Annotated in this window: 23 protein-coding genes; 19 read left to right on the forward strand and 4 right to left on the reverse strand. The window is 33.8% G+C overall.

The genetic code is table 11. The annotated features are described in order from the left end of the window. Nucleotides 1-149: 149 nt before the first annotated feature. On the reverse strand, nt 150-1,016 hold the full coding sequence (locus Q5Y73_RS06370) for an alpha/beta fold hydrolase (RefSeq protein WP_305991025.1): 867 nt from the start codon (nt 1,014-1,016) through the stop codon (nt 150-152). Between the two features lie 449 nt (nt 1,017-1,465). On the opposite strand from Q5Y73_RS06370, the gene Q5Y73_RS06375 reads away from it, so the two are divergent. Together Q5Y73_RS06375 and Q5Y73_RS06380 are read left to right on the forward strand one after the other, a co-directional pair. Continuing rightward, nucleotides 1,466-2,386, forward strand: coding sequence for a phosphotransferase (locus Q5Y73_RS06375; protein ID WP_371320180.1), 921 nt, complete (start codon nt 1,466-1,468; stop codon nt 2,384-2,386). Nucleotides 2,387-2,456: 70 nt separating this feature from the next. Then, nucleotides 2,457-2,609: a hypothetical protein gene (locus Q5Y73_RS06380; protein ID WP_305991027.1), complete on the forward strand. Its 153-nt coding sequence runs from the start codon at nt 2,457-2,459 to the stop codon at nt 2,607-2,609. A 178-nt stretch (nt 2,610-2,787) separates the two neighbouring features. On the opposite strand, the gene Q5Y73_RS06385 is transcribed toward Q5Y73_RS06380, so the two are convergent. After that, nucleotides 2,788-3,597, reverse strand: a complete 810-nt coding sequence (locus Q5Y73_RS06385) for a CPBP family intramembrane glutamic endopeptidase (RefSeq protein WP_305991028.1) — start codon at nt 3,595-3,597, stop codon at nt 2,788-2,790. A gap of 891 nt (nt 3,598-4,488) precedes the next feature. Here Q5Y73_RS06385 and Q5Y73_RS06390 point away from each other — a divergent pair. The 8 genes from Q5Y73_RS06390 (at nt 4,489) to Q5Y73_RS06425 (ending at nt 16,545) form a co-directional block, all read left to right on the forward strand. Further along, a complete protein-coding gene (locus Q5Y73_RS06390) occupies nt 4,489-5,628 on the forward strand; it encodes a glycerate kinase family protein (RefSeq protein ID WP_305991029.1) in 1,140 nt (379 codons plus the stop codon). Between the two features lie 301 nt (nt 5,629-5,929). Further along, nucleotides 5,930-7,732, forward strand: coding sequence for an ABC transporter ATP-binding protein (locus Q5Y73_RS06395; protein ID WP_305991030.1), 1,803 nt, complete (start codon nt 5,930-5,932; stop codon nt 7,730-7,732). Further along, nucleotides 7,729-9,450 carry an ABC transporter ATP-binding protein gene (locus Q5Y73_RS06400; protein WP_305991031.1) on the forward strand — a complete coding sequence of 574 codons (1,722 nt, stop codon included), beginning with the start codon at nt 7,729-7,731 and terminating at the stop codon, nt 9,448-9,450. The genes Q5Y73_RS06395 and Q5Y73_RS06400 overlap by 4 nt, the downstream gene beginning before the upstream one ends. A 149-nt stretch (nt 9,451-9,599) precedes the next feature. Then, complete coding sequence (locus Q5Y73_RS06405; RefSeq protein ID WP_305991032.1) at nt 9,600-10,502, forward strand: ABC transporter ATP-binding protein; 903 nt, start codon at nt 9,600-9,602, stop codon at nt 10,500-10,502. Then, nucleotides 10,502-11,302: a DUF2705 family protein gene (locus tag Q5Y73_RS06410; protein ID WP_305991033.1), complete on the forward strand. Its 801-nt coding sequence runs from the start codon at nt 10,502-10,504 to the stop codon at nt 11,300-11,302. The genes Q5Y73_RS06405 and Q5Y73_RS06410 overlap by 1 nt, the downstream gene beginning before the upstream one ends. A 22-nt stretch (nt 11,303-11,324) precedes the next feature. Continuing rightward, nucleotides 11,325-11,903: a TetR/AcrR family transcriptional regulator gene (locus tag Q5Y73_RS06415; RefSeq protein ID WP_305991034.1), complete on the forward strand. Its 579-nt coding sequence runs from the start codon at nt 11,325-11,327 to the stop codon at nt 11,901-11,903. 155 nt (nt 11,904-12,058) lie between these two features. Beyond that, the gene (locus tag Q5Y73_RS06420; RefSeq protein WP_305991035.1) at nt 12,059-12,883 is read left to right on the forward strand and encodes an aldo/keto reductase; all 825 of its coding nucleotides are present in this window, start codon (nt 12,059-12,061) and stop codon (nt 12,881-12,883) included. 167 nt (nt 12,884-13,050) lie between these two features. After that, on the forward strand, nt 13,051-16,545 hold the full coding sequence (locus tag Q5Y73_RS06425; RefSeq protein ID WP_305991036.1) for an SCO7613 C-terminal domain-containing membrane protein: 3,495 nt from the start codon (nt 13,051-13,053) through the stop codon (nt 16,543-16,545). 148 nt (nt 16,546-16,693) lie between these two features. Here the strand turns inward: Q5Y73_RS06425 and Q5Y73_RS06430 are convergent, their stop codons facing one another. Beyond that, complete coding sequence (locus Q5Y73_RS06430; RefSeq protein ID WP_305991037.1) at nt 16,694-17,254, reverse strand: pyridoxamine 5'-phosphate oxidase family protein; 561 nt, start codon at nt 17,252-17,254, stop codon at nt 16,694-16,696. A 225-nt stretch (nt 17,255-17,479) separates the two neighbouring features. Here Q5Y73_RS06430 and Q5Y73_RS06435 point away from each other — a divergent pair, with 225 nt between their 5' ends. The 9 genes from Q5Y73_RS06435 to Q5Y73_RS06475 all read left to right on the forward strand — a co-directional run bounded on the left by Q5Y73_RS06435 (nt 17,480) and on the right by Q5Y73_RS06475 (nt 25,241). After that, nucleotides 17,480-18,763 carry a D-alanyl-D-alanine carboxypeptidase family protein gene (locus Q5Y73_RS06435; protein ID WP_371320166.1) on the forward strand — a complete coding sequence of 428 codons (1,284 nt, stop codon included), beginning with the start codon at nt 17,480-17,482 and terminating at the stop codon, nt 18,761-18,763. A 127-nt stretch (nt 18,764-18,890) separates the two neighbouring features. Then, entirely contained in the window at nt 18,891-19,244 is a 354-nt protein-coding gene (spoIIAA, locus tag Q5Y73_RS06440) for an anti-sigma F factor antagonist (RefSeq protein ID WP_305991038.1), read from the forward strand. Then, nucleotides 19,241-19,687, forward strand: a complete 447-nt coding sequence (spoIIAB, locus tag Q5Y73_RS06445) for an anti-sigma F factor (RefSeq protein WP_305991039.1) — start codon at nt 19,241-19,243, stop codon at nt 19,685-19,687. The genes spoIIAA and spoIIAB overlap by 4 nt, the downstream gene beginning before the upstream one ends. Nucleotides 19,688-19,697: 10 nt before the next feature. Continuing rightward, the gene (gene sigF / locus Q5Y73_RS06450) at nt 19,698-20,453 is read left to right on the forward strand and encodes an RNA polymerase sporulation sigma factor SigF (protein ID WP_305991040.1); all 756 of its coding nucleotides are present in this window, start codon (nt 19,698-19,700) and stop codon (nt 20,451-20,453) included. 81 nt (nt 20,454-20,534) lie between these two features. Continuing rightward, on the forward strand, nt 20,535-21,185 hold the full coding sequence (locus Q5Y73_RS06455; protein ID WP_371320167.1) for a stage V sporulation protein AA: 651 nt from the start codon (nt 20,535-20,537) through the stop codon (nt 21,183-21,185). Continuing rightward, entirely contained in the window at nt 21,166-21,594 is a 429-nt protein-coding gene (locus Q5Y73_RS06460; protein WP_305991041.1) for a stage V sporulation protein AB, read from the forward strand. Before Q5Y73_RS06455 ends, Q5Y73_RS06460 begins: the two co-directional genes overlap by 20 nt. Before the next feature lie 23 nt (nt 21,595-21,617). Next, complete coding sequence (locus Q5Y73_RS06465) at nt 21,618-23,093, forward strand: spore germination protein (protein WP_305991042.1); 1,476 nt, start codon at nt 21,618-21,620, stop codon at nt 23,091-23,093. 347 nt (nt 23,094-23,440) lie between these two features. After that, nucleotides 23,441-24,775 (forward strand): diaminopimelate decarboxylase, encoded by a 1,335-nt coding sequence (lysA, locus tag Q5Y73_RS06470; protein ID WP_305991043.1) that lies wholly within the window; start codon nt 23,441-23,443, stop codon nt 24,773-24,775. A gap of 34 nt (nt 24,776-24,809) precedes the next feature. Continuing rightward, the gene (locus Q5Y73_RS06475; RefSeq protein ID WP_305991044.1) at nt 24,810-25,241 is read left to right on the forward strand and encodes a peptidylprolyl isomerase; all 432 of its coding nucleotides are present in this window, start codon (nt 24,810-24,812) and stop codon (nt 25,239-25,241) included. Between the two features lie 281 nt (nt 25,242-25,522). On the opposite strand, the gene Q5Y73_RS06480 is transcribed toward Q5Y73_RS06475, so the two are convergent. Beyond that, complete coding sequence (locus tag Q5Y73_RS06480) at nt 25,523-26,161, reverse strand: DUF975 family protein (RefSeq protein ID WP_305991045.1); 639 nt, start codon at nt 26,159-26,161, stop codon at nt 25,523-25,525. Nucleotides 26,162-26,226: the final 65 nt, after the last annotated feature.

Consider the following 26,226-nt stretch of genomic DNA (forward strand, 5'->3'; position numbering starts at 1 on the left):
AAATGGATCTATTAAATCTTCAAAGCTTATTCGATGTGTAATTAAAGCATTTATATCAATAAACCCTTGGCATGGAAGTTTGATTTCCGGTGGCATCAAAAACAGTAGATGGGAAGTCATTATTTAGTTACAATTATTCTCAGGAAAGATTAAAAAGTCTTTTTTCTATCTATTTTATCAGTATCTTCAAAAAAATTATTAATTTCATAAATCAGTTCCTTTGAGTTGTCGAACATCATTGCATGGGATGTCCCTGGAATAATAACCGTTTTACTTTTTTTTAGTTTAAGTTCAACACTTTTTATAAACTCTAATTTCTTGTTAAGGTCACCTTCTTTTTCTGCTGGCAGAAATAACACACTACATTGAATATTTTCATACAAATGTTCTACTCTTCTATCATAAAGATCTTCAGCTATTTGTCGTTTCGTATCTCTCTTAGTTATAGAAGTTACTTTCCCATTCTCCAGTTTTCGAGGCTCATAATCTTTCATTACCAGCTCACGCTCTTTGTTCCAAGGAAGCCAGTTTTCCTTCGTAAACTCTATTAACGCTTCCCTTGACTCAAATTCCTGTTCAGGACTGGAATAGTATTTATCTAAGTACTCTTCTTTTGTTTCAGTAAGCAATCCATCAAATTGATTAACCATTGCCCCTTCGGAATTAACTAAAGAAAGGACCCTCTCTGGGTACATTGATGCAAACTTGGTGCCGATATAACAACCGAGTGAGCTTCCGACGATATAGGTTTTATTAATTTCAAGAGCATCTAGCACCGCTAGAACATCTTCAGCTAAGGTTTCAAGTTGATATCCCGTTGCAGGCTGATCTGATTTACCATGTCCTCGTATGTCCATAGCAATTACACGATATTTTCCCATAAAGCTTGGAATTATGCTCCTCCAAATGGCAGAACTTCCATTCGTATAATGCAGAAATAGCAATGGTTCACCCGTCTGGCTGTATTCATAAACCTTAATTCGAACGCCATTTGAATCTATCATATGTTCTTTCATTATAACATCTCCCCTTTTAAAATAAATAATACTAAAACAACTCTGACACATACCTGTCAGAGTTGTTCATTTTTTTGGATAAATACTGACACAGATAGAATCTACTCTTCTATTTATAAAATTCATTACTTGTCCCCAAAGCTACATGGCGATTTTCTCTAAGAGAAGTGTCTTTCTTTATGAATGGGGCCAGAGTGTGGAGAATCACCTATAAAATAACAATCTTTAGGATGAAGACACGAGTATATGTTAAAATATATTTAATGTTGGTAAATTGATTTCTTTACTAAGAAAGGAAGTTTGTGATGAAAAAAAGATTGAATAAATTATAACCTTCATATAACAAATTAAACATATATCATTCTCGAGCCCCTCCATTATGAATCAACTTTCTATTAAATTCATTATGAAATGCGGAGGGATATTTAATGAGAAATGAAAGAGAAATGATGGACTTAATTATAAATACTGCCAAGAAAGATGATTTAGTGGAGCTACAATTATTGTTTGAAGAATCTATTAAAGAGGTTCAGGAGTTACATCCTGGATATGATGATCACGCAAGTGATGTGTGGTTAGTGGAAACAGACAAGCAAGAGGTAGTGGTACGTTCTTCTCGAATGAGTGAAGAACCAAGCAATGATTTTTGGTGGGGTTGCAAGCGTTTATTTGGTATCGATCCGAGAAATGTGTTTGGCTTAGAAGAAGTAAATAATAAGCTTTATGATGTTTCTTCCATCCCAATTCCAAAGGTGTTAAAAATGGGAACTATTTCTGCAAGGGAATTTGTAGTGGTAGAAAAATTAAGTGGAGCAGTGGTTCAATCATTTAAAGATCAACCTCCATCAGTATTACAGGATCTTGGAGAAGGCTTGGCTAAAATTCACCAATACCAAGTAAACTACGTGGGTAGTCCGTCTGGACATTTTAAAGTTCCACTTGAGAGATTTAAACAGCATTTAAAAGAAACAATGAGGGATTTAGTTTATAAATTTTACAAAGATCATACTGCAATAAGAGAGAAACTCCCTGAAATGACTGAGTGGATCGAGAAAATCCCTAACCCACAATTCGCTACTTTTGTTTTAGCTGATATGGATCCGACACAATTTTTATCAAATAATAAAGAATTAACCGGTCTTGTTGATACCGAGGCTTATGTTATGGCTCCAAGAGAGCTAGAGTTTATAGGACTTGAGTATGTTTTAGACAAAAAATCTGTGAAGGATTTTATTACTGGCTATGAAAGAATTATGGAAATTCCTGATTTGAAAAGTTGTAGATTACCATATCGTTATTTATACCGTTTATTATCTGTTCAGGGCAGCGTAGATATTGATGTATGGTTAAATCACGATAAATTATTCTAAGATGAATCTTTATTCAAGAATAGGGCGCTTTTCTCTAATTTCTTTATTAAAATGGGGGTAGTACTTAAATATGAAAGATAACATTGAAAAGATGCAGTTAATACTCTCTAGTAATTTACGCACTATAATTGAAAGTTATACTTGGCATGAGATTTTAGTTGGATTATCAGGAGCTAATACCTTCTTTTTAGAGAGTAATCAAGAATTTATCTGTAAAATATAAAATCTGTTATTGATAAGGTTCATATTACAGGAGATTAAAAGAAAAAAAGGATCAAGAAAATGTTACTAAATGAAATGTAATTATATTGAGTGGTCGATTCTAACATCTTCAGCGATCTGGCGCATTTCTCTACGAGATACGCCTTTATTTATTTGGGACGGCAAAACAATCAATTCATTCAAGACTTAAACAAGTTCACTTTGTTGAATTTGACTATTAACAACCAAGATACAATTCCCCATAATACAATACTAAATAAACTCTCTGGAGAGATGTACGCCAATACCTTGTTATTGAATGTTAATGCGTTGGTATCTATTAACGCATAGGCAAATGTATTAGAGATTCCGTGAAATATAACACAAGGCCACACTGTTTTACTGTGTTTACGAATTTGCCCATATACGATGGCTAATAGAAGTACCGAGATTATAAATAATGGGAAGAAGATAAAATAATGAATGTCCGTATCATTTGTAGATAGAATGAGAGGGATATGCCAAAGACTCCATATGAAACCTACAATCATGTGACGTTTGAAATCAGGAATACCAAGTGCAGCTAATCTTGGTTCCATGTAACCTCGCCATCCCCATTCTTCAAACAATGCAAAAACTGTATATGGCAAGAATTGAACAGCCAATCCTGCTATAAAAAGAGGAAATATTGTTGCTAAATCCCCATTTATTTTTGTAACTCCAATGATCATTCCTAATCCAATAATAATCCCAATCACAATAGGAAATAGGAATATACTAAGTAAATACCAACGCCAACTTTGCTTTAACTTTAATCCTAAACCAGCATCTTTCCAACGATCTCCACCAATAAATCTTAGGAGTAACGTCATGAATATAGGACCCATTATAAAAATAAGACCCCCTATTTCATTAATGTATACAGTAATAAAACTACCAATAACGGATAAGCTTAGTACTCCGATAATATAAATGATAAGATTTCGTTTTATTTTATCGTTTTGATCCAAAATGAACACCTCATCTTTTCAACTTTAAGTCACATTGTGAAATCTAACTACTTAAGTATTTGAATCACTCGTATACATGATGTTAAAACATTTTTTTTATTAAGAAAATCACTTTATTAAAATGCTCACCACCATAATTTAATCATATCCGTAGCTCCACCAGTATAGGTTCTCGTTGTAGTCCTTACAATTTTACAGAAAGGTATTCTTTTTACTTTACTTTTTTTGATTTATTATAGTTAATTAACACGCTTGATAATAAGTATTAGAGTAAGAATATTTATGAATTTACTTATTAAATGTTTTTATTAAGATATTCAGAGATGGTCATTATATGAAGAATTGGATTTTACTTTCTAAATTTGAAAAAGAATTTGATAAATGGATAATACCTGTTTTTCCAAATGGAGATTAATTCAGAATAAAATTGAATGGGGGATTTTTAGGACATCCGTGGACAATGTTTCAAAGAATTTTACAACTAGGGTAATTTTCAAATAATAATTCGTTTTCGCTTGAAAAACCTTCTATTTTAATGGGTTCGTTAATTTGTTCAGTATTATAAAAGAAATTATAACCTTTATAATCGAAGTATTGTATGTCGGTATTTTTACCATTAACTGATATGTTGTCTATTTGTTCATTCGTAATCATAGCGATAAATAGTTGACGTTCACGTTCACTTTGTTAGTGTAATTAAAGATAGAGCTGTATCATTGGTGAAAATGGAAGAATATATGAAATAATAGTTGCGCTGAAATGGAAATCAACAAGCTAATTGTTTATAGTGGATTTGTAGGCTTGGATTAGCAAGGAATAAGTATGAACTTGGAGAGAATCTTTAATTAGTATTGTAATATATTGGCATCAGATTGCTGGAGGTAGTTTATTATGAAGGTTATAATAGCTTTAGATTCTTTTAAGGGTAGTGTTTCTTCAATCCAAGGCAGTAAAGCAATTGCCTTAGGGATTAAAGATATCTATCCTAATGCAGAAATTTTTACTCTACCTTTAGCGGATGGTGGAGAAGGAACTGTTGAAGCTTTCTCTTATGCTGAGAATGGGGAAATCATCACGAAAGAAGTTACTGGTCCACTGAACGAAAAGGTAGCGGCTGAATACGGAATTTTAGGTAATCATGAAACCGCTGTTATTGAAGTTGCGTCAGCCTGTGGATTACCGCTTGTCCCTAAAAACAAACGAAATCCATTATATACAACTACCTATGGAGTAGGTGAGCTTATATTAGATGCGATTGAAAAAGGATGCCGAAAATTTATAATTGGTCTTGGAGGTAGCTCTACAAATGATGCGGGTATAGGAATGCTGCAAGCACTTGGATATCGATTCTTAGATGAAAATGACCAAGAAGTCGGTTTAGGTGGTCAAGCATTGATTCATATTCAAAAAATGAATAACCAGCATGTTCACCCAAAGTTAAAAGAGTGTTTCTTCACTGTAGCATGTGATGTTAATAATTCTCTACATGGATCAGAGGGGGCGGCATATGTTTTTGCAGAGCAAAAAGGGGCTACAAAGAAAGTTGTACAGCAACTAGATGAAGGACTCGTTCATTTCGACAAAATGGTTAAGCAGGATTTAAGCATAGATTTACAACAGATCAAAGGTGCAGGAGCGGCTGGAGGGTTGGGGGCAGCATTTCATGGGCTTTTAAATGCAGAGCTTCGATCAGGAGTTGAGCTCGTATTGGAACATTTTAGTATAGAAGAAAAAATAAGAGGAACTCATTTTGTTATTACAGGTGAAGGGAGTTTAGATGAACAAACTTCAATGGGGAAAGCGCCATTAGGAATTGCCAAGATGGCTCAAAAACATCAAGTCCCAGTCATTGCATTTGCAGGACGTATTACAAGGGATACTTCTGTTTTAAATGAACAAGGAATCACATCGTATTTCTCAATTGTAAATGAGCCAATATCTCTTGAAAAAGCCATGCTTCCTGATATTACATTACAAAATTTACGAATAGCAGCTAATCAATTGTTTAGATTGATTCAAGCTATGAAGTGAATTACTTGCGTTAAATGTCTTCACTTCAAACTCGAGAATATACTTTTACTGTTAATAATGTAGATTTGAATGGAAATGAATCCGAAACGAGCAATGCGGTAACTGTAAGTACACCACTTTGACAACTTAAAATAAAATAATGCAAGAAGATTGCTAAAGCAGTATAGTAAATGATTGTTGATAAGTGGGATAGAAGAGGAACTTTCTAAACAAAGGAGGGTTCCTCTTCTTCTATTTATGTTATATTATTGGTTTATTATAGAAAAAGACTTGGATTTATTTTGAGAAAAGAGGAGAGTACATGGAGACAAACTTTTCAACAACAACAACTGATAAACAGAAGCAAGATAAAGTTCCTTTGCGTTCTGTCTATTTTTGGGTACTATCGTATGTTAGACCCTATATAGGTCTGCTGTCTTTGTTAGTCATTAGTGGATTAATTGTAACCTCAATACAAGTTTCTATTCCAAAAGGTGTGCAATATTTTATTGATGATATTTACCCAAATCATGATATTTCTATGTTCTGGTGGCTTATTGCCGGATTCACGTCACTATTATTAGTGATGTTCGGGTTCATGGCACTGCAAAATCTTTTGCAGCGATCTTTTCAAGAAAAAGCAGCTAGAGATCTTCAATTTGATATTTTCAAACATTTGAGAACGATGGGATTTGCTTACTTTGAACAACGCCCGATTGGAGAAAGCTTAGCTTTTATGAATACGGAAGTAGCATCTTTACAAGAATTTTTTAAATGGTTGTTTTTAGGATTAATTAGAAATAGTATAGTTTCGCTTATTTCAGTTGCTGTTATGCTCTCAATTAGTGTTCAATTGACGCTGATTATGATTCCATGTTTGCTCCTCTACTATTTGGTAGGTCCATATTTTGAAAAGAAAGCCGCATTACTAGCAAAACAATTGGCTAATGATCGGGTGGCTTTAAATCAAAAATCCTATGAAAGCATCTCTGCCTTATCAGAGCTTAGAGCGCACAATGCCGAAGTGTGGGATCGACAAAGGTTTATGGGTATACTTCAAACTTATATGGATACTCGTGTAAAAACACTTTGGTTTGCTTATTGGAGAGGAACGATCAGAAGATTGTCCTATTATATAGGCGGAGTTGCAATTATTATATATGGGATTTATTTGGTGCAAAATAGTTTGTTATCGATTGGTGGAATGGCTGCTTTTTTAATGTACTATTTTCAAGTGATGCAGACAATTACAGTAGTGATAACGATCATAACGGAACAAAAACTATTGATGGGACAAGCTGAAAAAATATACCGTTTTATTAAAACAGAACCAGAAGTGAAGGAAGCTTCAGACCCGATTCAGCTACAAAATCCAAAAGGAGAAATTAGCTTTCATAATGTAGGCTTTCGCTATGTTGCTGGACCTAAAGTACTAGAAAATTTTAATTTACATATAGAATCAGGTAAACGGATTGCATTGGTAGGTACAAGTGGAAATGGGAAGTCGACAATATTAAAATTAATGGTTCGTTTTTACGACCCGCAGCAAGGTGACATTTGTTTAGATGGGATACCACTAAATAAACTATCTTTTGCAGATTTAAGAGAGACGATAGGTTATGTTTTTCAGGAAACTTATTTGTTTGGTGCTTCAGTTCGTGACAATATTTTGTTTGGACGACCTGATGCGAGTGAGGAAGAAGTCATTGCTGCGGCGAAAGCAGCTTATGCCCATGATTTTATTATGGAATTAGATAACGGATATGATACTTTGTTAGGAGAAAGAGGCATTAAGCTTTCTGGAGGTCAAAAGCAACGTATATCGATTGCGCGTTTGTTTTTAAAAAATCCCACGATCGTTCTTTTGGATGAAGCTACTTCGGCATTGGATAATGCCAGTGAAAAGGAAGTGCAAGCAGCACTCGACAAATTGCTTTATGGAAGAACAACGATTACAGTGGCTCATCGACTTTCAACTGTGCAAGATTATGATGAAATCGCGGTAATCAGTGATGGGAGAATCATTGAGGTCGGCACACATAATGAATTAGTGAATAAAAGGAAAAATTACTATGATTTAGTGGCAGGAGAAAATGAAAAGAAGAGAGGAGCAGCAGTCGTATGAATAATTTAAAGTATTTTAAACAGTATATTTTACCTGTGAAATGGCTATTTTTATTAGCTGCTGTTCTCATGATATTTGAATCATTATTTTTGTTGTCTATGGTCGGATTGCAGCAGCTGTTGATTGACGATGTATTGTTGGCAAAACAATACGATAAAGTATTGGGAATTATTTTGCTTTTTGCGTTTGTATTTATTGCTTATGCTCTTCTTTTTACGTTTGCACCTCATGCTATGCATATTACTACAGCCAAAATTCAAAAACGTTTATCACAGCAATTTATGGACTATATGTATAAAATTCCTACAGCTATACTGCAAAAGGAGCGTACGGCAACCTATGTACATCATATTACAGAAGATATATATAAAGTGAGCGATATGATTGGACAGCAGATGCCAAGAGGAATCCAACAAATATTTTCAGCCTTATTTTTAATAGTCATTATTGGTATAGCAAGCCCACCTATGCTCATATTTTGTTTAGTAATCACGATATTGTACGTTTTTTTAAGCAGGGTTTTTACAAAAAGGATCAGAAAAGCAGCTAGAGAAGTCCAAGAGGCAAAATCTCAATTACTAGTGCATTTAGAGGAAGGGATCTCGTCAACGAGAGAAGTGATCGCCTATCATCGTTTAAAGTGGGAAGAGAAGTTATATCGTTCGATATTTGGAAACTATTTTGAGAAGGTAATGAAAGAAGGAAAACTAGAAAATTTGCAAATGATCTCTAGTGAACCTTTAAATTGGGGAGTTCGATTATTAATTTTAGGATACGGTGGTTATTTAGTATTACAAGATCAACTGTCTATCGGAATGTTTGTCATCATGTTTCAGTTTGGTGCACAGTTTGTGCAATTTATTCAAGGCTTCTTTAATTTCGTCATGCAAATGTCGGTTAACAATGCCAGTGTTGATCGTCTTCGAAATGTAATGGAAAAGGATCGTTGGGAAGATGGAGTAGAAGAACTGCAAAACCCTATTCACGAAATTCATTTTAATAATGTGAGCTTTTCTTATGAAGAAAATCATAGTAAAGTGCTGCATGATCTTCACTTTCAATTCCCCATAGGCAAAAAAATAGCGATTGTCGGTTTAAGCGGTGGTGGAAAATCAACAATTTCTCAACTTCTGATCAGATTTTTTGAACCTGTGTCAGGCGAAATTATTGTAAACGGTATGCCGTTGCACAAGTGGAAACGGAGTGATTGGATAGATCGAGTAGGCATAGTATTCCAAGAGCCGTACTTGTTTCCAGATACAATTCGGAATAATTTGTGTTTAGGAATGGAAGATGTACCAGAATCTAAAATGATTGAAAGCTGTCAAGCCGCACAAATTCACGAATATATTATGAGCTTGCCTGAACAATACGATACTGGAATTGGAGATCGTGGGATTACACTGTCTGGAGGTCAACGTCAACGTGTGGCTATTGCTAGGACATTAATGCGTGATCCTGAAATTTTAATTTTGGATGAGGCTACATCTGCACTAGATTTAACGACAGAACGAGAGTTGCAAGAAACGATTGATCAACTGAGAAGAGGTAAAACGACGATTATTATTGCACATAGACTGTCAACAGTTAAAAATGCGGATGTGATCTTAGTTATGGACAAGGGGCAGATTGTAGAACGTGGAACACATGAAGAATTGCTTGAGAATGGCTCTGTGTATAGACAGCTTGTATATCATCAGCAGAGTGAAAGTGCGTAGTTAAGGAAGCTATTAATACTTCCAATTTTATATAAATGTACTTAATTTTAATAAAAGTACATTTATATATTGATTTTTGCATTTATTAAGTGATATAATATACTTGAAATTAAATAAAGTATTATTTAATGAATGAGGGGGAGAGGGTCATGAGTGCAATTTCCACCAAGAATTTAACGAAATACTATGGGAAACATAAAGGCGTTTCGAACATTAACCTCGACGTACGAGAAGGCGAGATCTTTGGCTTTATTGGACCCAATGGAGCAGGAAAGTCTACGACAATACGGATGTTAATGCAATTAATTAATCCAACTTCTGGAGAAATTAAAGTGCTAAATCAGTCATTATCAACTGAACAGTCTGTTTTGCGAAAAAACATTGGGTATTTACCATCAGAAATAAATTACTATAAGGATATGACAGGAAAACAAGTTTTAGAATTTGCTGCAAGAGCGAATGATATACAACTAAAGGAGACCTCTACGAAAGAATATGCGGAATTATTAAACTTTGATATGTCTAAAAAAGTGAAATCCTATTCTTTAGGAAACAGAAAGAAGTTAGGTATTCTTCAAACCTTATTACACAAGCCTAAACTACTGATATTAGACGAGCCAACCTCTGGGTTGGACCCTTTAATGCAGCACTCCTTTTTTGATCTCTTGAAGGAACTGAATGGAACGGGAATGACCATATTTTTCTCAACCCACGTACTATCTGAAGTAGAAAAAGTATGTGACAGAGTGGCGATTATCCGAAATGGAGAGATTATTCGTACCTCGAAAGTAAGTGAAATACAGGAATCTAAAAAACGGACAATTGAAGTTCAGTTTGCTAAATCAGGAAATATGATTGAAAAATATGACTTGAAACAAATTGATTCATCTGTAACTTTCCAAAATGGTATTCATCATTTAACTGTACAAAAAGAAATTCACAATGCACTTCAACACATTTCTCAAAATGCTATACAAGATATTTCGATTCACAAACCTACCTTGGAAGAATTGTTTATGGAATATTATGAAAAGGAAGAGGGTGGAAAGTGATGAAAATGAACTTGATTCGCAATGAGTTATTTTTAAATAGACGAAGTTTTTTTATTAGCGGTTCTGTCATTTTATTATTTAGTGCCATGTTTGCAGGAATGGCGGATATGTACCTTAGCAATGAACTTATGATAGATATGTTAAAAACAATGCCGCAAGGATTACTGGATGCTTTTGGTATGGATGCTGAATTAATGACAACTTTTGAAGGCTGGATGGCTGGAGAGCCTTATATGTTTACTGTATTATTATTAGGTGCTTTCTCAGGAATCTGGGCAGCGACTAGCATTTCTAAAGAAAAGGACCAGCAAACAGGAGAATTTTTGTTTACTTTGCCTTATAGTAGAACTAGTATTTTTTTGCATAAAGTTTTAACTCAATTCATTCAAATTACGATGATTTCTCTTGTAAATTTACTCATAGTTTTTATCTTTGGATTTCTTTTCAGCAGTATTGAATCTCCAGGTACAGTCTTGGTGTTGATGTTAGGGGCATATTTCATAAGTTTAGCTTTTGCAGGAGTTGGTTATGCCATTACTTCAATCTTATCGTCAGAGCGGGCTGCCATATCATTAGGTGTAGGGATAGTTCTTGTATCCTTCTTGCTGAATATGCTTTCATCTTTAAATGAGAAGTTGAATTGGATGGCAGACTTCAGCCTGTTTTCTATGTTTGATACAAAACAAATTGTACTGGAATCTAGTTTGACAATGCCTGGTATATTGATTACATTAGGAATATATTTTGCCGGGATAGTAATAGGCAATATTATATTTGTACGAAGAGATATTACGATGTAGCAATATTAGGAGGACATCTTCATTGAGTCGTAAAAAAGAACAAATTCTTAAAAAAGCTAAGGAACTTTTTATGGAGCAAGGGTTGCAGGAAACTAGCTTAGAACAGATTGGTGAAGAAGTCCCTGCTTCTAAAATGACGATATACAAATATTTCACGAATAAAGAAGGGTTAATTGAACAAGTATTAAATGACATTGTAGAAGAAGTTCTAGCAGATTTTTATAAGATGTTGGACCATGCAGAAGATAATCCTTTAGAGGGGTTAATGGAGCTTCAGCATTATGAAGGAACAGATAAAATATCTGAAAAGTTTATTATGGATTTAGTGAAATATTATCCAAAACAAGCAGAAAGATTATTAACGTATCAAAGAGAAGAGATTTTCCCTCGGTTTGAACAGTTTCTTTTTGAAGCACAGAAAAAAGGTCAGATTCGTAAGGATATTTCACCACATGTTTTAACCCTCTTTATTTCAAGCATCAAACAGTTTTTTTCTAAGCCTGAAAATTTAGTAGGGATCACAGATATCAATGCGATTAGAGACCAGTTTATGACCATATTGTATTATGGGATCATTTCACCAGATCATAAAAAAAACTAGGAATGAAGAATATCAAAGCAAAGTAGTCAAATTTATTTGACTACTTGTTTTTATATCACATAAAAAATTATAATTTTACATATTCAAAGTTCCAACAAAATCGTTCTCGCATCACTTTTAAAATGAAGTTATTTCCTGGAAAGAGAGGTTCAAAAATGAACATACAATCAAATGTCACACTAAATAATGGAGTGGAAATGCCATGGTTAGGACTTGGTGTATTTAAAGCAGCTGAGGGAAAAGAAGTACAGAATGCTGTTCATGCAGCTGTCGAATGTGGATATAGAAGTATAGATACTGCTGCAGTCTATAGAAATGAAGAGGGGGTAGGCAGTGCGGTAAAAAATTGCGGAATGGATCGAGATGAATTATTTATTACAACAAAGGTATGGAATACAGAGCAGGGGTACGATACTACCTTAAATGCTTTTAATGAAAGTATGAAAAAATTAAAGATGGATTATTTGGATTTGTACTTAATTCATTGGGTGGTAAAAGATAAATATCTAGAAACATGGAAAGCGCTTGAAAAGTTGTATCAAGAAGGATATGTGAAAGCTATCGGAGTGAGTAATTTTCTACCACATCATCTTGATGGGATTTTTCGTGAAAGTGAGATTGTCCCTGCGGTGAACCAGGTTCAGTTTCATCCTTATCACCAACAACCTGATCTATTATCGTATTGTAAATCCAAACAAATACAAATGGAAGCATGGAGTCCCTTCGCACAAGGGAAGTCACTTCATGATCCAGTATTACAGTCAATAGCAGACAAACACGGAAAAAATGTAGCACAGGTTATTTTACGATGGGATTTGCAAAGTGGAGTGGTGACCATTCCTAAATCAATCAAACCTGAACGTATACGAAGTAATGCTGATATTTTTGATTTTCAGTTGGATGAGGAAGATCTTGAGCAAATTGCTAAATTAAATAGAAACGAACGTCTTGGACCAGACCCTGACCATGTGGAGTTTTAATCACGTGCATGTGATTAACGATAGAATCATCATCTGATGAATGTGAGGTGGTGTTTTTTTTTAGGTACTATTTAAATATAGTACTTATTTACAAAAGCTGTCTATGATAACATCATCCATAATAGAGTTGTTTTACGAAATGATTCCAATATGAAGGAATGGTGAAAATGAAGCATGTTTCTAAAAAAGAACGAACCATCATCTTTAATAAAGAATTGGAAGCTTTAAGAGAAGGTGAATATATCCATGATGAATTATATGAAAACGTGAAAAACGCTCATCATAGGTACACCCTTGGTGCATATTCAGTTGAAAATAATTTAACTGCTTCGAAGGTAGCGATTGATGAATATAATCCTACAGAAAGCCCTATTCCACCCGAAAAAGAAGAACAATCAAATCGATTAAGTAATAATAATCAAATAGGAGTCGTCATTCCGAAGAAAGTTAAACCTCCAAAGCCTAAAAAACAAAAATCGCCTGAACAAATAAGAGATCGAAACATTACTTGGACATTAATTTTAGGTGTCATTTTACTATTAATAGGGGGTTTATATGTTGCAACTAGTAATTGGAGTATAATGGCGAATGAAATGAAAATGATATCGATCGCTTTAGTTTCTGTAGTGTTCTTTGGCATAAGCTGGTTTTCATTTAGAGTATTAAAAATTGAGAAGACAGCATTTGCTTTTTTAACTTTAGCTAGTTTGTTTATTCCGATCGTTATATTATCCATAGGTTATTTTCAATTGTTTAATGAATGGTTTTCTCTAGCAGGAGAAGGTAAGTATTTGTTTATTGGAATAGCTGCATTGATTTGCTTACCAATGTATTTAGTGATATCGCAAAAATTCAAATCAAGAATATTTGTATGGATTAGCTTAGTAACCTCTTCAATCAGTATAGGATTCTTAATAGCTTCACTGCATTTAACAAATGATGCTTTTTATTTTGGAATCATGTTTTATAATGCGGTTTTATTAGTTGGCTATCATAAATTGTATAAACTACAAAAGATTCAATTATTCCTTAAGGAACTGCCGAATTATGCACAATTAAATTTAGTTATAAGTACACTTCTGATGTTAATAATCTATGAAAATGAACTGTTTTATAGTTTTAATGTGATTCTAACAGCGATATTATATATGTCTATGGTTTTTGTATATCAAACCAAACATTATCATTTTGTGTTCAGTGCGTTATTAGTTTACGGTATATACCAATTCATTGAAAATTCTTTTTTACACCAGTTTAATGTTATTCTTTTCGCACTAGTTGGTTTTTTATTTATTGGGCTTCAGTTTGCATTGCAAAAGGATGAGTTTTTAAAAAGGATGTTTCAATATACGAGTGGAATCATTTCATTTTTTGCATTCATCTATATCAGTCTTCAAGGTATTTTACTTCAAATGAATCAACCATCAGAATTCATGTTTATGGCATATCTTCTTATTTCATTAAACTACTTGTACCTTGCGTATAAGACAAAACATAGACTGTTTTCCTATTTAACCCCAATCTTTTTAATCGTAGCTGGGTTTGAATCCTTTGAGATTGTTAATAATCTCATTAATTTGATGTATTTTGAAATGTATATATTCGGATATGCTGTTGTTATATTTGCCCTTTGTTATTTGTTCAATCAATGGAAGATAACTTTACCGATAAAAATAAGCAGTTTGATCATTTCTATGCTGACGATGATTTTTGCAATGGGATTGGCTCTATTTCATGAGAGTATTACCCAAGTGTCTCTTATGCTTCTTGTCTTTGGTTTCATATTATTTGCAACTAATAAGTCCATTCAAAAAATATATGTACGTGAAATTATAGCTGTTTTCATCCCTATAATCTGGTTGTTAAGTGGTATTTTTAGCTTTGATTACTTTATAAATTATTTAAAGTTAGGATGGTATGAAGCGGTATTAGGTTTTCCATTTCATCTGAGTGTTTGCTCACTGGTTTTACTTTGTATAAGTCATATTTGGAATAAATTGAAGGAGCAAAGTTTAAGTCTGACTACCTTCCTTATTTCACAAGTTGCATATACAGCGGGGTTATTTCTTTTATTAGACCCTAATGTAGAAAAAATGTTTGTTAGACCTGCGTTATTGTTTGTAGGAATAGGTATGTATATTTTATTAGCAAAGAGATTGAAAATGAATGGTTTGTGGGTATTTCCAAGCATAACAAGCTTGTTGTTCCTCTTGTCATTGATATCAACGATAAATATTATAAATAGTCTTTCTTTGTCCATCTATTTATTAATCATTTCAATTATTTTATTGACTGTGAGTATATGGGTCGGTAAAAAATATGAATTCATACATCCGTATTTCTTTTGGACTGCTCAACTGTATTTACCTATTGCAATCGTAGCTAGTTTATTATTGTTTGTACTTCAAGATTCAAATCCGAATACACTTTTTCTAGCTCTATTCGTGTATATCTACAGTGTAATTACATCAAATGAAGAGTGGAGAAGAAAGCTGTTTTTATATTTATCCTTTACAACCTTAATGTTGTTAGTAGTTTGTAATATTATTGATTTAGATGGTTCATCGATTCAACTGGATTTCGCACTATTTATAACCAGTATGATCATCGGGGTTTTATGGTTATTGGTGAATAGTGATTGGAGAAAACGGATTGATTTTTATTTGATTCCGTTATCTATGATTGGAATTTTAACACTTGTAAAAAATGCAAATACGGATTTAACTAATGTTGTGATTGGTATGATATATATTGCATTTACTCTATTTTTACTTCATCAAAGAAGATGGACTTTATTGAATTTCATACCATTATTGTTATCTATTGTCTTATTGATTCAATATCAGTATCAATTAAGTGAACAGATTATGATTATAGTTTGTGTGATAGGATTTATCTTACTAAAAATTATAGGAGAAGTATGTTATAAATCCATTGTAGCAATTAAAGGAGCTCATCAGCTTTATATAGATTGGTATACATTCATTTCATTACTGTATCTTGTCATGTTGTATCCGTTTATTGGATTTCAAGATTCTCTATGGATGCAGTTAATTCCAGCACTATTAATGGTTTATTGGATTTTCTCTCAAATCAAAAGAGTGGAATTAAGACTAACTAAAAAAATAATGACAACATTAACAGGGATCAGTATTTTATATCCTTATTATATTTTAATTATGAATTTAGAGATTCCGAAATTAATTGAGATAGAAAGTTATGTGTTACCGTGGATTGTATTAACAGCAATATTATCAAAATTGACTTGGAAGCAAAATCATAAACAAATGAAATGGATTCAAGCTGTGGTCACGTTGATTGTAGCTGTTGTTTTAGTGGTTGATGCTCAATTAAGTCATACTATAAACGATGCAATTGTAGTAGGAACATTATCCTTAATCTCATTATTGGGAGGATTACATTATAAAATAAAATCATATTTTTTCATTGGTAGTGGGGTATTATTGTTGAATTTATTTATTCAAACGAAACCGTTATGGGGAAATGCACCATTTTGGGTTTACTTATTGGTCGCAGGATTAATTCTCATAGGATTTGCCAGCTTCTACGAACGGCAGAAGAAAAAAACAGATAGAGATGGAAATTCAATGATGAAAGGGAACGTGAAAAAAGTAAAAGAAAGATTTAAAGAATGGGAATGAGTTAAATACTTAATGTTAAGATCTTGATGAAAAGGTAGTAAAGCGATCTTAAATTTCATGTTATGTACCTAGTTGAAGACCGCTTGCTTCCTTTTCTTCGAGACACTCCGTTAGGAGTTTGTGTTCTTTCATTTAAATTACGAGTTTATTAAATATCATTATTGTTTATTGGATGCTTCTCATCTAATCTAGCTCCATGTTTATCAATATATTCATCTAGTTTTCCTTGTGAGACCTTGGTATTCGTCCACTTCATCATGACGTCCCTATCTTCGTTATAATCCATAAGCGGAACTCCATATCCACAGCTAGTTTGAACGGCTTCTATTCTTATTCTAAAGATTTGCCTTGCAGAATTTGGATCAATTTCTGGATAATATTCCTCCATTAATGTAAGGTAATTTTCCGTATGTTTCTCAATCACTTCACCATATCCATAAATTCGTAAAATTAGTGGTTTTTGATCAAAACTATTCCACATAAGTGTGATCTTTTGATTATCTTTTATATGATTGGCAGTTTCATTCCCACTACCTGCATAATCCAAATAGATGATAGATTTAGTGTTAATAATTTTTAAACAGTCATAACCTTTTGGTGATAAATTAATTCTTCCTTGATTGGAAGGTGCTGTTGCGGTAAAGAACATGTGTTGTTTGTGAATAAAATGAACAAGCTCTTCATTAAGCTCTGTTAAAAACTTCCCCATTGTTTCTCCTCCTTCTACATAAGTCCACTTTCATTGTTTTATATTCTTCACTCAAATTTATTTATTTTCTTAGTAATTATATTACTTTTAGTTACTAAATATTGCAATATATTATATATACATTTGAGAAGTCTCTTAAATAAACATTTTATTTTTATATGGAATAATTTACATGAGAATAGTAAACACTGTATACAAGTAATTCATGCTAGGAGGAGACATGTAATGTACAGAAAACACTTAATCTATTTTTTAAGCAGCGTGTTACTTATAAGTATGCTATTCCCAAATCAACTCATTGCAAATGAACCTGAAGAGCAGATAGATTTAGCACCCAATTCACATTCTGCGATACTGATGGACGCAGATACTGGGACTATCATTTTTGAAAAAAATGCTCATGATCGTTTACCCCCAGCAAGCATCACAAAAGTCATGACGATGCTGCTCATTATGGAAGCCCTTGATAGCGGAAAAATACAAAAGGATGAAATGGTTCGAACTAGTGAACTGGCTGCATCTATGGGAGGATCACAGATTTTTTTGGAAGTTGGAGAAGAGATGAGTGTAGAAGATATGCTGAAGGGAATTGCGATGGCTTCTGGTAATGATGCATCCGTTGCAATGGCTGAAAAAATAGCAGGATCTGAAGAAATGTTTGTACAAATGATGAATGATCGTGCTAAACAGCTGGGACTAGAAAATACTAATTTTGTAAACAGCAATGGTCTTCCCGCTGCAGAACATTATTCAAGTGCACATGATATTGCAATCATGTCAAAAGAGTTATTGAAACATGAGGAAATCACTCAATTCACAAGTAAGTATCAAGATTATTTGCGCAAGGATACAGATGATCCCTTTTGGTTAGTAAACACGAATAAGTTAGTTAGATTTTATCAAGGGGCAGATGGTTTAAAAACAGGCTACACTAGTGAAGCAAAATACTGTTTGACCGCTACCGCCAAAAGAAACGATATGCGTGTTATCGCTGTTGTTTTAGGTGAACCAACGACTAAATCAAGAAATTATGAAGTATCCAAGCTGTTTGATTATGCATTTTCACAATACACTAATTTTCCTATTTTCAAACCTGGTGAAATGATCGGATCCATTCCAATTGAAAAAGGAGACGTTAGAAATATTGATATCGTTGCAAAACAACAATACAGTGTATTGATGAAAAAAGGCGAATCCAAGGAAAATATAAGGCATGAAATAGAATTAGAACCTGAATTAAAGGCTCCGGTAGACTTAGGACAAATAGTTGGGAAATTAACGATCTATCAGAATGAAAACAAAATTAAAGAAATAGATCTTGATTCTCCTATGGAAGTAAGAGAAGCAAGTTACTGGGAAATCTTAAAACGAACCGTGGAAAAAGTTTTATTTGTTCAAAAGAAAGAAGAACAACCAGAAAATCAACCTGATAATATGAACAACGAAAATAATCAAGAAGACAATAGCGAAAATAAAAACGAGAATATAGAAGAAAACAACAAAGAATAATGGAAAAAAGTTCAAGCTCATAATATGTCAAAAAAACAAAGTTCTTTTCTAGTTTTGTCGTTCGGCAGGATTTATGAAAAGAAATGTAGAAATGCTTCATCATCAGCTTATTAAGGAGTGAAGAACTATGAGTCTGCAATTGCAGATATCTAATCAAGGTGAAGCATTAATCGTAAGGCTGCAAGGTGAGCTTGATCATCATACATCAGAATTGCTTAAAACTAAGATGGAGAATGCCATTGAGCAGGAAGGAAGCAATCACATTGTTTTGGTTTTACAGGATCTCTCGTTTATGGATAGCTCTGGGTTAGGAGTCATATTGGGCCGATATAAACAAATTACTAACAAAGGTGGAAAAATGGTCGTATGCAACGTAAGTCCTTCTATATACCGACTGTTTGAGATGTCTGGTTTGTTTAAAATATTAACGATCGAAGAAGATGTTGAACAGGCTCTTTCTAGTTTGGGGGTCGTATCATGAATGTAAATAATTATATGTCTCTACAGTTTATTAGTAAATCAGAAAATGAAGCTTTTGCAAGAATTACAGTTGCAGCGTTTGTATCACAGCTTGATCCAAAAATGAACGAATTAACGGATATAAAAACCGTTGTTTCTGAAGCTGTGACGAATTCAATCATTCATGGTTATGAAAATAAACCAGATGGAATGATCTCGATTTCTGCAAAAATCGAAGAAGATACAGTTTATATTACAGTTGAGGATGAAGGGTTGGGTATCAAAGATATTGAGGAGGCAAAACAACCGCTATATACATCAAAACCTGAATTGGAGAGATCAGGAATGGGTTTTACCATTATGGAAAATTTTATGGATAAAGTCGAGGTTAAATCAATCTTAGGAAAAGGTACAAAGTTGACAATGATGAAGCGGATTGAATCAAAAAAAGCTTTATACAATTAGGGGTATGAATATGGATGTGGAATTGAATAACACGACACATAAATATCTGAAGGATGATGAAGTCAGAAGACTCATTGCTTTAAGTCAAGCTGGTGATTCTGTAGCAAGGGACACATTGGTAAATAGCAATATACGTTTAGTGTGGTCTGTTGTACAGCGGTTTTTAAATCGAGGGTATGAACCAGATGATTTATTTCAAATTGGATGCATAGGGTTATTAAAATCAGTAGATAAATTTGATTTAACTTATGAAGTGAAATTTTCAACTTATGCAGTCCCGATGATTATAGGAGAGATACAACGTTTTCTCAGAGATGATGGTACTTTGAAGGTAAGTCGTTCTTTAAAGGAAATGGCTAATAAAGTAAGGAAAATAAAAGATGAGTTAACCAAAAATTTAAATCGCATCCCTACAATATCTGAAATAGCAGAGGAACTAGACGTCACCCCAGAAGAAGTCGTTTTTGCCCAGGAAGCAAATAAACCGCCTTCATCCATTCATGAAACTGTCTTTGAAAATGATGGAGACCCAATTACACTAATGGATCAGATATCAGATGATTCCCAGGATAAATGGTTTGAGAATATTGCATTAAATGAAGCTATACAGTCATTAAGTGAACGAGAACAGCTTATCGTCTATTTAAGGTATTACAAGGATCAAACACAATCAGAGGTTGCACTGCGGTTAGGAATTTCACAGGTACAAGTCTCTAGATTGGAAAAGAAAATATTACGAACGATTAAAGCTCAGATAGCATTATGACTATCTGAGCTTTTTTACGTACATACTATAAAAGAGAAAAAAACAGATAATTAACTTCACTTTTTTTGGGGTAAGTTAGGGGTGGTGGTAATTAGCATCGATCAACAAATCATTTATTTACGGTTAAGAAAGTCAATCCGATTAGACAAAGGAAAACCAATTCATTTAGGACAAATTGCCCAAATTATCATCGATCCTAAATGGGAAAATACACTAAAACAGTTAATCATCGTACAGCCTAAGGATGAACGTCACTTAGTCATTGATTTGATGATGATTATAAGAAAAGTAACAGAAGTTCTCCCTGAGGTGACCATAGAATATTTTGGAGAACCACATGTTTTTGTAGAGTTTGAGGAGAATAAACCCTCTCCTAATTTTGTTCTTATCGCTTTAGTATGGTTGTTATTGTTTGTTGGATCTGGTTTAGCCATTATGAACTTTCACGCAGATGTAAGCATGGAGGAGGTTCATCAAAAGATTTATACATTTGTAACAGGAAAAGAGAAGGAATCTCCCTTGTTGTTGCAAATTCCTTATTCCCTGGGTTTGGGGATCGGGATGATCCTTTTTTTTAATCGTCTTTTCAAGAAAAAATTCAGCGAGGAGCCTTCACCTCTTGAATTGGAGATGTATTTATATAAAGAGAATATGAATCAATTTTTAATCACAAAACAATTTCAAAAGAATGATAAGCGAAGTGGTTCAGATGATGATGGAACTATTCCGTGATGGATTGGTCGTTTTTATTGGTGTGTCAGGTGGATTGGCCGTAGGAAGCGGTCTAGTTGCTTTTTTGACCGTTTTAGATGTTGTGCCAAGATTAACTCAGCTGACTAGATCCAATAAATTTCTTTACTTATATGAGTCAGCTGTTGTGATTGGGGCCGTATTTTGGACGTTTACAGATTTTTATAAATGGAATTTTCATCTTTTTTCGTTAAGCACAGTTATATTTGGACTGTTTGCAGGAATATTCATAGGAATGATTGCAGCAGGACTAACAGAGGTTTTGAACGTTCTGCCTATTTTAGCTCAACGAATGAATATGTCTAGGTATATCATCATTTTATTAATGGCTATGGTGATCGGGAAAATCATTGGTTCTCTTTTTCAATGGATTATATATCGAAATTTGTAATGCATCACGAAAGGAAGTAAAGGATGGCGAATGAAAACAATGAAAAGTTGCCGATTCCAAAAGATTTAGAAAGTGTCAAACAAGCACTGAATGAACACATTGGTTTAGACAGCAGCTTTGATGTTTTGCTTAGAGAAATGGAATTCGGGACTAAAAAAACAGGGTTATTATATATTAATGGTTTTGCAAAGGACGAAGTCTTAACTGAAATTTTAAAGCGGCTCTCTTATTTAAACAGAGAAGAATTGGTTCCGAAAGTTTTAAGAAGTTTTTTGGAAAAATATATTCCGCATATTCAAGTTGAAGTAGAAGAAGATTTGAATAAAGCGGTAATCAGTGTTTTATCAGGAATGAGTGCTTTTTTTATTGATGGAGAAACAAGCTGTATCATTATGGATGCCAAGGTTTTCCCGATTAGAAGCATTGATGAACCAACTTTAGAAAAGGTTGCTCGCGGTTCTAGAGATGGCTTTGTGGAAACTATGCTTACAAATGTCACGTTAGTCAGACGAAGATTAAGAGATCCAAATTTGACATATGAGGTCATGAAGGTTGGAAAGCGAACGAAAACCGATGTGTGTATAGGTTATCTAGATGATATTGTAGATAAGAAATTAGTGGAATCTGTGAGAGATAAAATAAAGAAAATTAAAATTGATGGAATTCCTGTAGCGAATAAACAACTGGAAGAAGTTATTTTTGGAAAAGGGTGGAACCCATATCCTTTGGTTAGATATTCTGAAAGGCCAGATGTTGTAGCTGCGCATCTTTTAGATGGACATGTCATTTTGTTTGTGGATACATCACCAAGTGCAATGATTTTGCCTGCAACTCTTTTCCATCATGTACAGCATGCTGAAGAGTACACAGATTCTCCATTTGTAGGTACATATTTAAGATGGGTTCGTTTCTTAGCTATTTTTGCTTCCATCTTTGTATTACCTGTTTGGTTTCTGTTTGTTATAGAGCCAAGTCTCAAACCAGATGCTCTAGAATTTTTAGGTCCCAAAAAAACCGGTGAGCTTCCTATTCTGATTCAATTTCTGTTAGCAGAGATTGGTGCTGATCTCATGAGGATGGCTTCAATTCATACCCCAACAGCACTGGGGACCTCATTAGGATTAATCTCCGCTATTGTTTTAGGTGAATTTGCGGTTCAGACAGGTTTATTTGTTTATGAAGTGATTTTATATTTAGCGCTTGCCATGATGGGGATGTATGCTACTCCTAGCTATGAATTGCGGTTAGCTAACCGAATGGTTAGATTGATCTTATTGATCATTGTAGCCTTTTTCAAAGTCCCAGGTCTTATCATTGGAACAACTTTGATTATATTAATTCTGGTATTTACAAGATCCTTTAATGCCCCATATCTGTGGCCGTTTATTCCTTTTGATGCAAAAGCATTTTTCACCATTGTATTACGTAAACCGATTACGCATGATAATACACGCCCAAGTATTACAAATCCACAAGATGAGTCTAAACAACCGACTTAAAGGGTAAAGGTTGATTGCATTTTAAATAGTGATGTAACGAAGGGGATGTAATAATCCCCTCTTCATTGTGTTACATGAAAAAGGATAGGTTATTCCATAATTTAAAAGATGTAACCATATCCTATTGAAATAAAGGAAAAAAAGTACTTTATTTAAATTGATTGTTTTTAAAATCACAAAAAATAAGGCTAAAAAAATTTCCTCTGCTTTTTACATTAAAACATTAATTTGGTGAAATTGTTTTAGGATGATTTGAAGATTACAGGAATGCCTTATTGTTTTATACTCCTTGTTGTGATAATTTATTAATAATAAAATGAAATTTTCGGAAGAGGGGAAATAGAACAATGTATTTACATGGTACAAGTAGGAATAATGATAATGGACATCTAGAAATTGGTGGGTGTGATACAACCGAATTAGCAAAACAATTTGGAACACCCTTGTACGTTGTTGATGAAGAACTAGTTAGACAAAGATGTCGTGAATATATGGATTCCTTCCGTGAGTCTGGATTAACATTTCAAGTTGCCTATGCAAGTAAAGCATTTTGTGTTAAAGCAATCTGCCGCGTGATGGAGGAAGAAGGACTTTCTTTGGACGTAGTATCTGATGGTGAATTATTTACTGCATTAGAGGCAGGTTTCCCTCCTGAGAGAATTCATTTCCACGGAAATAATAAAACACCTTTTGAAATTGAAATGGCGTTAGATGCAAATATTGGTTGTTTCGTAGTGGATAACTTTGTGGAGCTGCATTTATTAAATGAACTTGCTGGACAAAAAGGGAAGAAAGTAAAAGCTTTGTTCCGTGTTACTCCAGGTGTTGAAGCTCATACGCATGAGTTCATTTCCACTGGTCAAACAGATTCCAAATTTGGTTTTGATATTGGAAATGGTTCGGCTATGAAAGTAATGGAGGAAGCATCACAACTAAATAATATCATTATATTAGGTGTGCATTCTCATATTGGTTCGCAAATTTTTGAAGTTGAAGGATTTAAATTAGCTGTTGAAAGAGTTGCAGATTTTGCAGTAGAAGTTCGTAAGCAACTAAACATAGAGTACGATGTGATTAATCTTGGTGGAGGGTTTGGTATTCGTTATTCTAATGAAGATACACCACTTCCAGTACCAGAATATGTAGAAGCGATCACTGATGCGATTAAAGATAACTTTACAAAAAATGAATACCCTATGCCGGAAATTTGGGTTGAACCAGGCAGAAGTATTGTAGGTGAAGCTGGTACAACGTTGTATACCGTTGGAACACAAAAAGATATTCCTGGGGTAAGAAAGTATGTAGCAGTAGATGGAGGGATGACAGACAACATTCGTCCTGCACTTTATAACTCTCCATATGAAGCAATGTTGGCCAATCGTGCAAATGACCAAAATGAAGAAGTAGTCTCTATTGCTGGTAAAGCATGTGAAAGTGGAGATATGTTAATCTGGGATCTCGATCTTCCTATAGTAGAATCTGGTGATATACTTGCAGTTTCATGTACAGGAGCATATAATTATGCAATGGCAAGTAATTACAATCGTATTCGCAGACCAGCAGTAGTGTTTGTAAAAGATGGTGAAGCAAATTTGGTTGTAAAACGAGAAAGCCATGAGGACATTGTAGGTAATGATGTGATTCCTGAACGTTTACGCAAACAAGAAGCAATCAAATCATAAAAATGATGAAATCATATAAATAGGAGTGATCGTAATGGACAAACAGGCAAAGATCAAAATGGAAGACGGCGCAGAGATCCTAATTGATTTATTTGAAAAGGATGCACCGAATACAGTAGCAAATTTTGAAAAATTAGCAAATGAGGGTTTTTATAATGGGCTTATATTTCATCGTGTAATTCCTGGTTTTGTTGCGCAGGGAGGTTGTCCTAATGGAACAGGTACAGGCGGTCCAGGATACCAAATTGATTGTGAGATCAACCCAAACAAACATGAACGTGGTTCATTGGCTATGGCACACGCTGGGCGTAATACAGGTGGGAGCCAGTTCTATATTTGTTATCAACCTCAACCGCATTTAGATGGTCAACATACTGTTTTTGGAAAAGTAACAAAGGGTATGGAGTTCGTAGATGCGATTAAACAAGGCGATAAAATGTCAGAAGTGACGGTTTCTGAAAAGTAAAAAGACCAACAATAAAAAGCTCGGCAAGAATTAATAATTTCTTGTTGGGCTTTTTATCTTGATGATATTCGTATTAAATTCATCAACAACCAAAAAATAAGTATCTTTTTTCAAAGTTTACTTTTTATTTACATTCGATAAAACGATGGATAATAAAATGATGAATTACAGTATTAATTTCAAATTATGTAATTTCATTTGTTGATTAACTCCTTTTTACATCTAAAAAAACAGTGAAGGTTTCACTGTTTTTAATGTTTGTTTTTTGAGGTTATTGATGTTTAATCTTCATTGCTGATATGAAGATAAAAAGTTGCTCGAGATGTATCCACATATGGAGATAGGAATATGAGGCCAATTCCAAGTGTAAATATACTTAAAATCATCCATCCTATGAAACTTAGCATTAGTAGAAAATAATCTAATTTATGCCCTTTCATGATCCTATTACTTTCTTTAATTGCTTCAAGTATAGATAGATTAGGTTTATCTTTAAGGATGTAATAAGCTTGTGAATATGCAATAGATTTAACAATTCCAGGAATGATGAACAATAAAGCCCATAACAATACTAGGATTCCTGTTAGTATAGAGAGGCCGACCATTTTCAATGAAAGTCTTAAGTCTGAGTAAACAATGAATATATCCTTGAATTTTATGGTTTGTTTTCTGCTTAACTCAAGGAAAAACCAAGATATTCCTACAGTTAATGGAATGAGCAATAACTGTAAAGGGATATTAAACATCTCTAACTCTACCCAGGATAACTCTCGCCCTATCCAACCACTTAATGAAATTTGTAAAAGATAGGGGATGAAGTAGAAAAATCCTCCGTATACTACTATTGATACTAGGATTGCAATCCCCCAATTTCCTGATAAAGCTTCCAAGGCATGCTTTTTTATTTCTTTAATTGTCATTTGGTGCTTCTTCTCCTTTGTTTATAATGTAAATGATGGATATGAACTTTATCTTATCAGTACAT

The organism is Chengkuizengella axinellae (genome assembly GCF_030730905.1).
GTDB lineage: Bacteria > Bacillota > Bacilli > Paenibacillales > KCTC-33759 > Chengkuizengella > Chengkuizengella axinellae.

What these genes read in the sequence shown, in the direction of transcription:
- Q5Y73_RS06395 (WP_305991030.1), top strand. Translation starts at nt 5,930, where the DNA reads ATGGAGACAAACTTTTCAACAACAACAACTGATAAACAGAAGCAAGAT.
- Q5Y73_RS06425 (WP_305991036.1), top strand. Translation starts at nt 13,051, where the DNA reads ATGAAGCATGTTTCTAAAAAAGAACGAACCATCATCTTTAATAAAGAA.
- Q5Y73_RS06480 (WP_305991045.1), bottom strand. Translation starts at nt 26,161, where the DNA reads ATGACAATTAAAGAAATAAAAAAGCATGCCTTGGAAGCTTTATCAGGA.
- lysA (WP_305991043.1), top strand. Translation starts at nt 23,441, where the DNA reads ATGTATTTACATGGTACAAGTAGGAATAATGATAATGGACATCTAGAA.
- spoIIAB (WP_305991039.1), top strand. Translation starts at nt 19,241, where the DNA reads ATGAATGTAAATAATTATATGTCTCTACAGTTTATTAGTAAATCAGAA.
- Q5Y73_RS06430 (WP_305991037.1), bottom strand. Translation starts at nt 17,254, where the DNA reads ATGGGGAAGTTTTTAACAGAGCTTAATGAAGAGCTTGTTCATTTTATT.
- Q5Y73_RS06465 (WP_305991042.1), top strand. Translation starts at nt 21,618, where the DNA reads ATGGCGAATGAAAACAATGAAAAGTTGCCGATTCCAAAAGATTTAGAA.
- Q5Y73_RS06475 (WP_305991044.1), top strand. Translation starts at nt 24,810, where the DNA reads ATGGACAAACAGGCAAAGATCAAAATGGAAGACGGCGCAGAGATCCTA.
- Q5Y73_RS06390 (WP_305991029.1), top strand. Translation starts at nt 4,489, where the DNA reads ATGAAGGTTATAATAGCTTTAGATTCTTTTAAGGGTAGTGTTTCTTCA.
- Q5Y73_RS06400 (WP_305991031.1), top strand. Translation starts at nt 7,729, where the DNA reads ATGAATAATTTAAAGTATTTTAAACAGTATATTTTACCTGTGAAATGG.
- Q5Y73_RS06435 (WP_371320166.1), top strand. Translation starts at nt 17,480, where the DNA reads ATGTACAGAAAACACTTAATCTATTTTTTAAGCAGCGTGTTACTTATA.
- Q5Y73_RS06375 (WP_371320180.1), top strand. Translation starts at nt 1,466, where the DNA reads ATGGACTTAATTATAAATACTGCCAAGAAAGATGATTTAGTGGAGCTA.
- Q5Y73_RS06420 (WP_305991035.1), top strand. Translation starts at nt 12,059, where the DNA reads ATGAACATACAATCAAATGTCACACTAAATAATGGAGTGGAAATGCCA.
- spoIIAA (WP_305991038.1), top strand. Translation starts at nt 18,891, where the DNA reads ATGAGTCTGCAATTGCAGATATCTAATCAAGGTGAAGCATTAATCGTA.
- Q5Y73_RS06370 (WP_305991025.1), bottom strand. Translation starts at nt 1,016, where the DNA reads ATGAAAGAACATATGATAGATTCAAATGGCGTTCGAATTAAGGTTTAT.
- Q5Y73_RS06405 (WP_305991032.1), top strand. Translation starts at nt 9,600, where the DNA reads ATGAGTGCAATTTCCACCAAGAATTTAACGAAATACTATGGGAAACAT.
- Q5Y73_RS06380 (WP_305991027.1), top strand. Translation starts at nt 2,457, where the DNA reads ATGAAAGATAACATTGAAAAGATGCAGTTAATACTCTCTAGTAATTTA.
- Q5Y73_RS06460 (WP_305991041.1), top strand. Translation starts at nt 21,166, where the DNA reads ATGATGGAACTATTCCGTGATGGATTGGTCGTTTTTATTGGTGTGTCA.
- Q5Y73_RS06410 (WP_305991033.1), top strand. Translation starts at nt 10,502, where the DNA reads ATGAAAATGAACTTGATTCGCAATGAGTTATTTTTAAATAGACGAAGT.
- sigF (WP_305991040.1), top strand. Translation starts at nt 19,698, where the DNA reads ATGGATGTGGAATTGAATAACACGACACATAAATATCTGAAGGATGAT.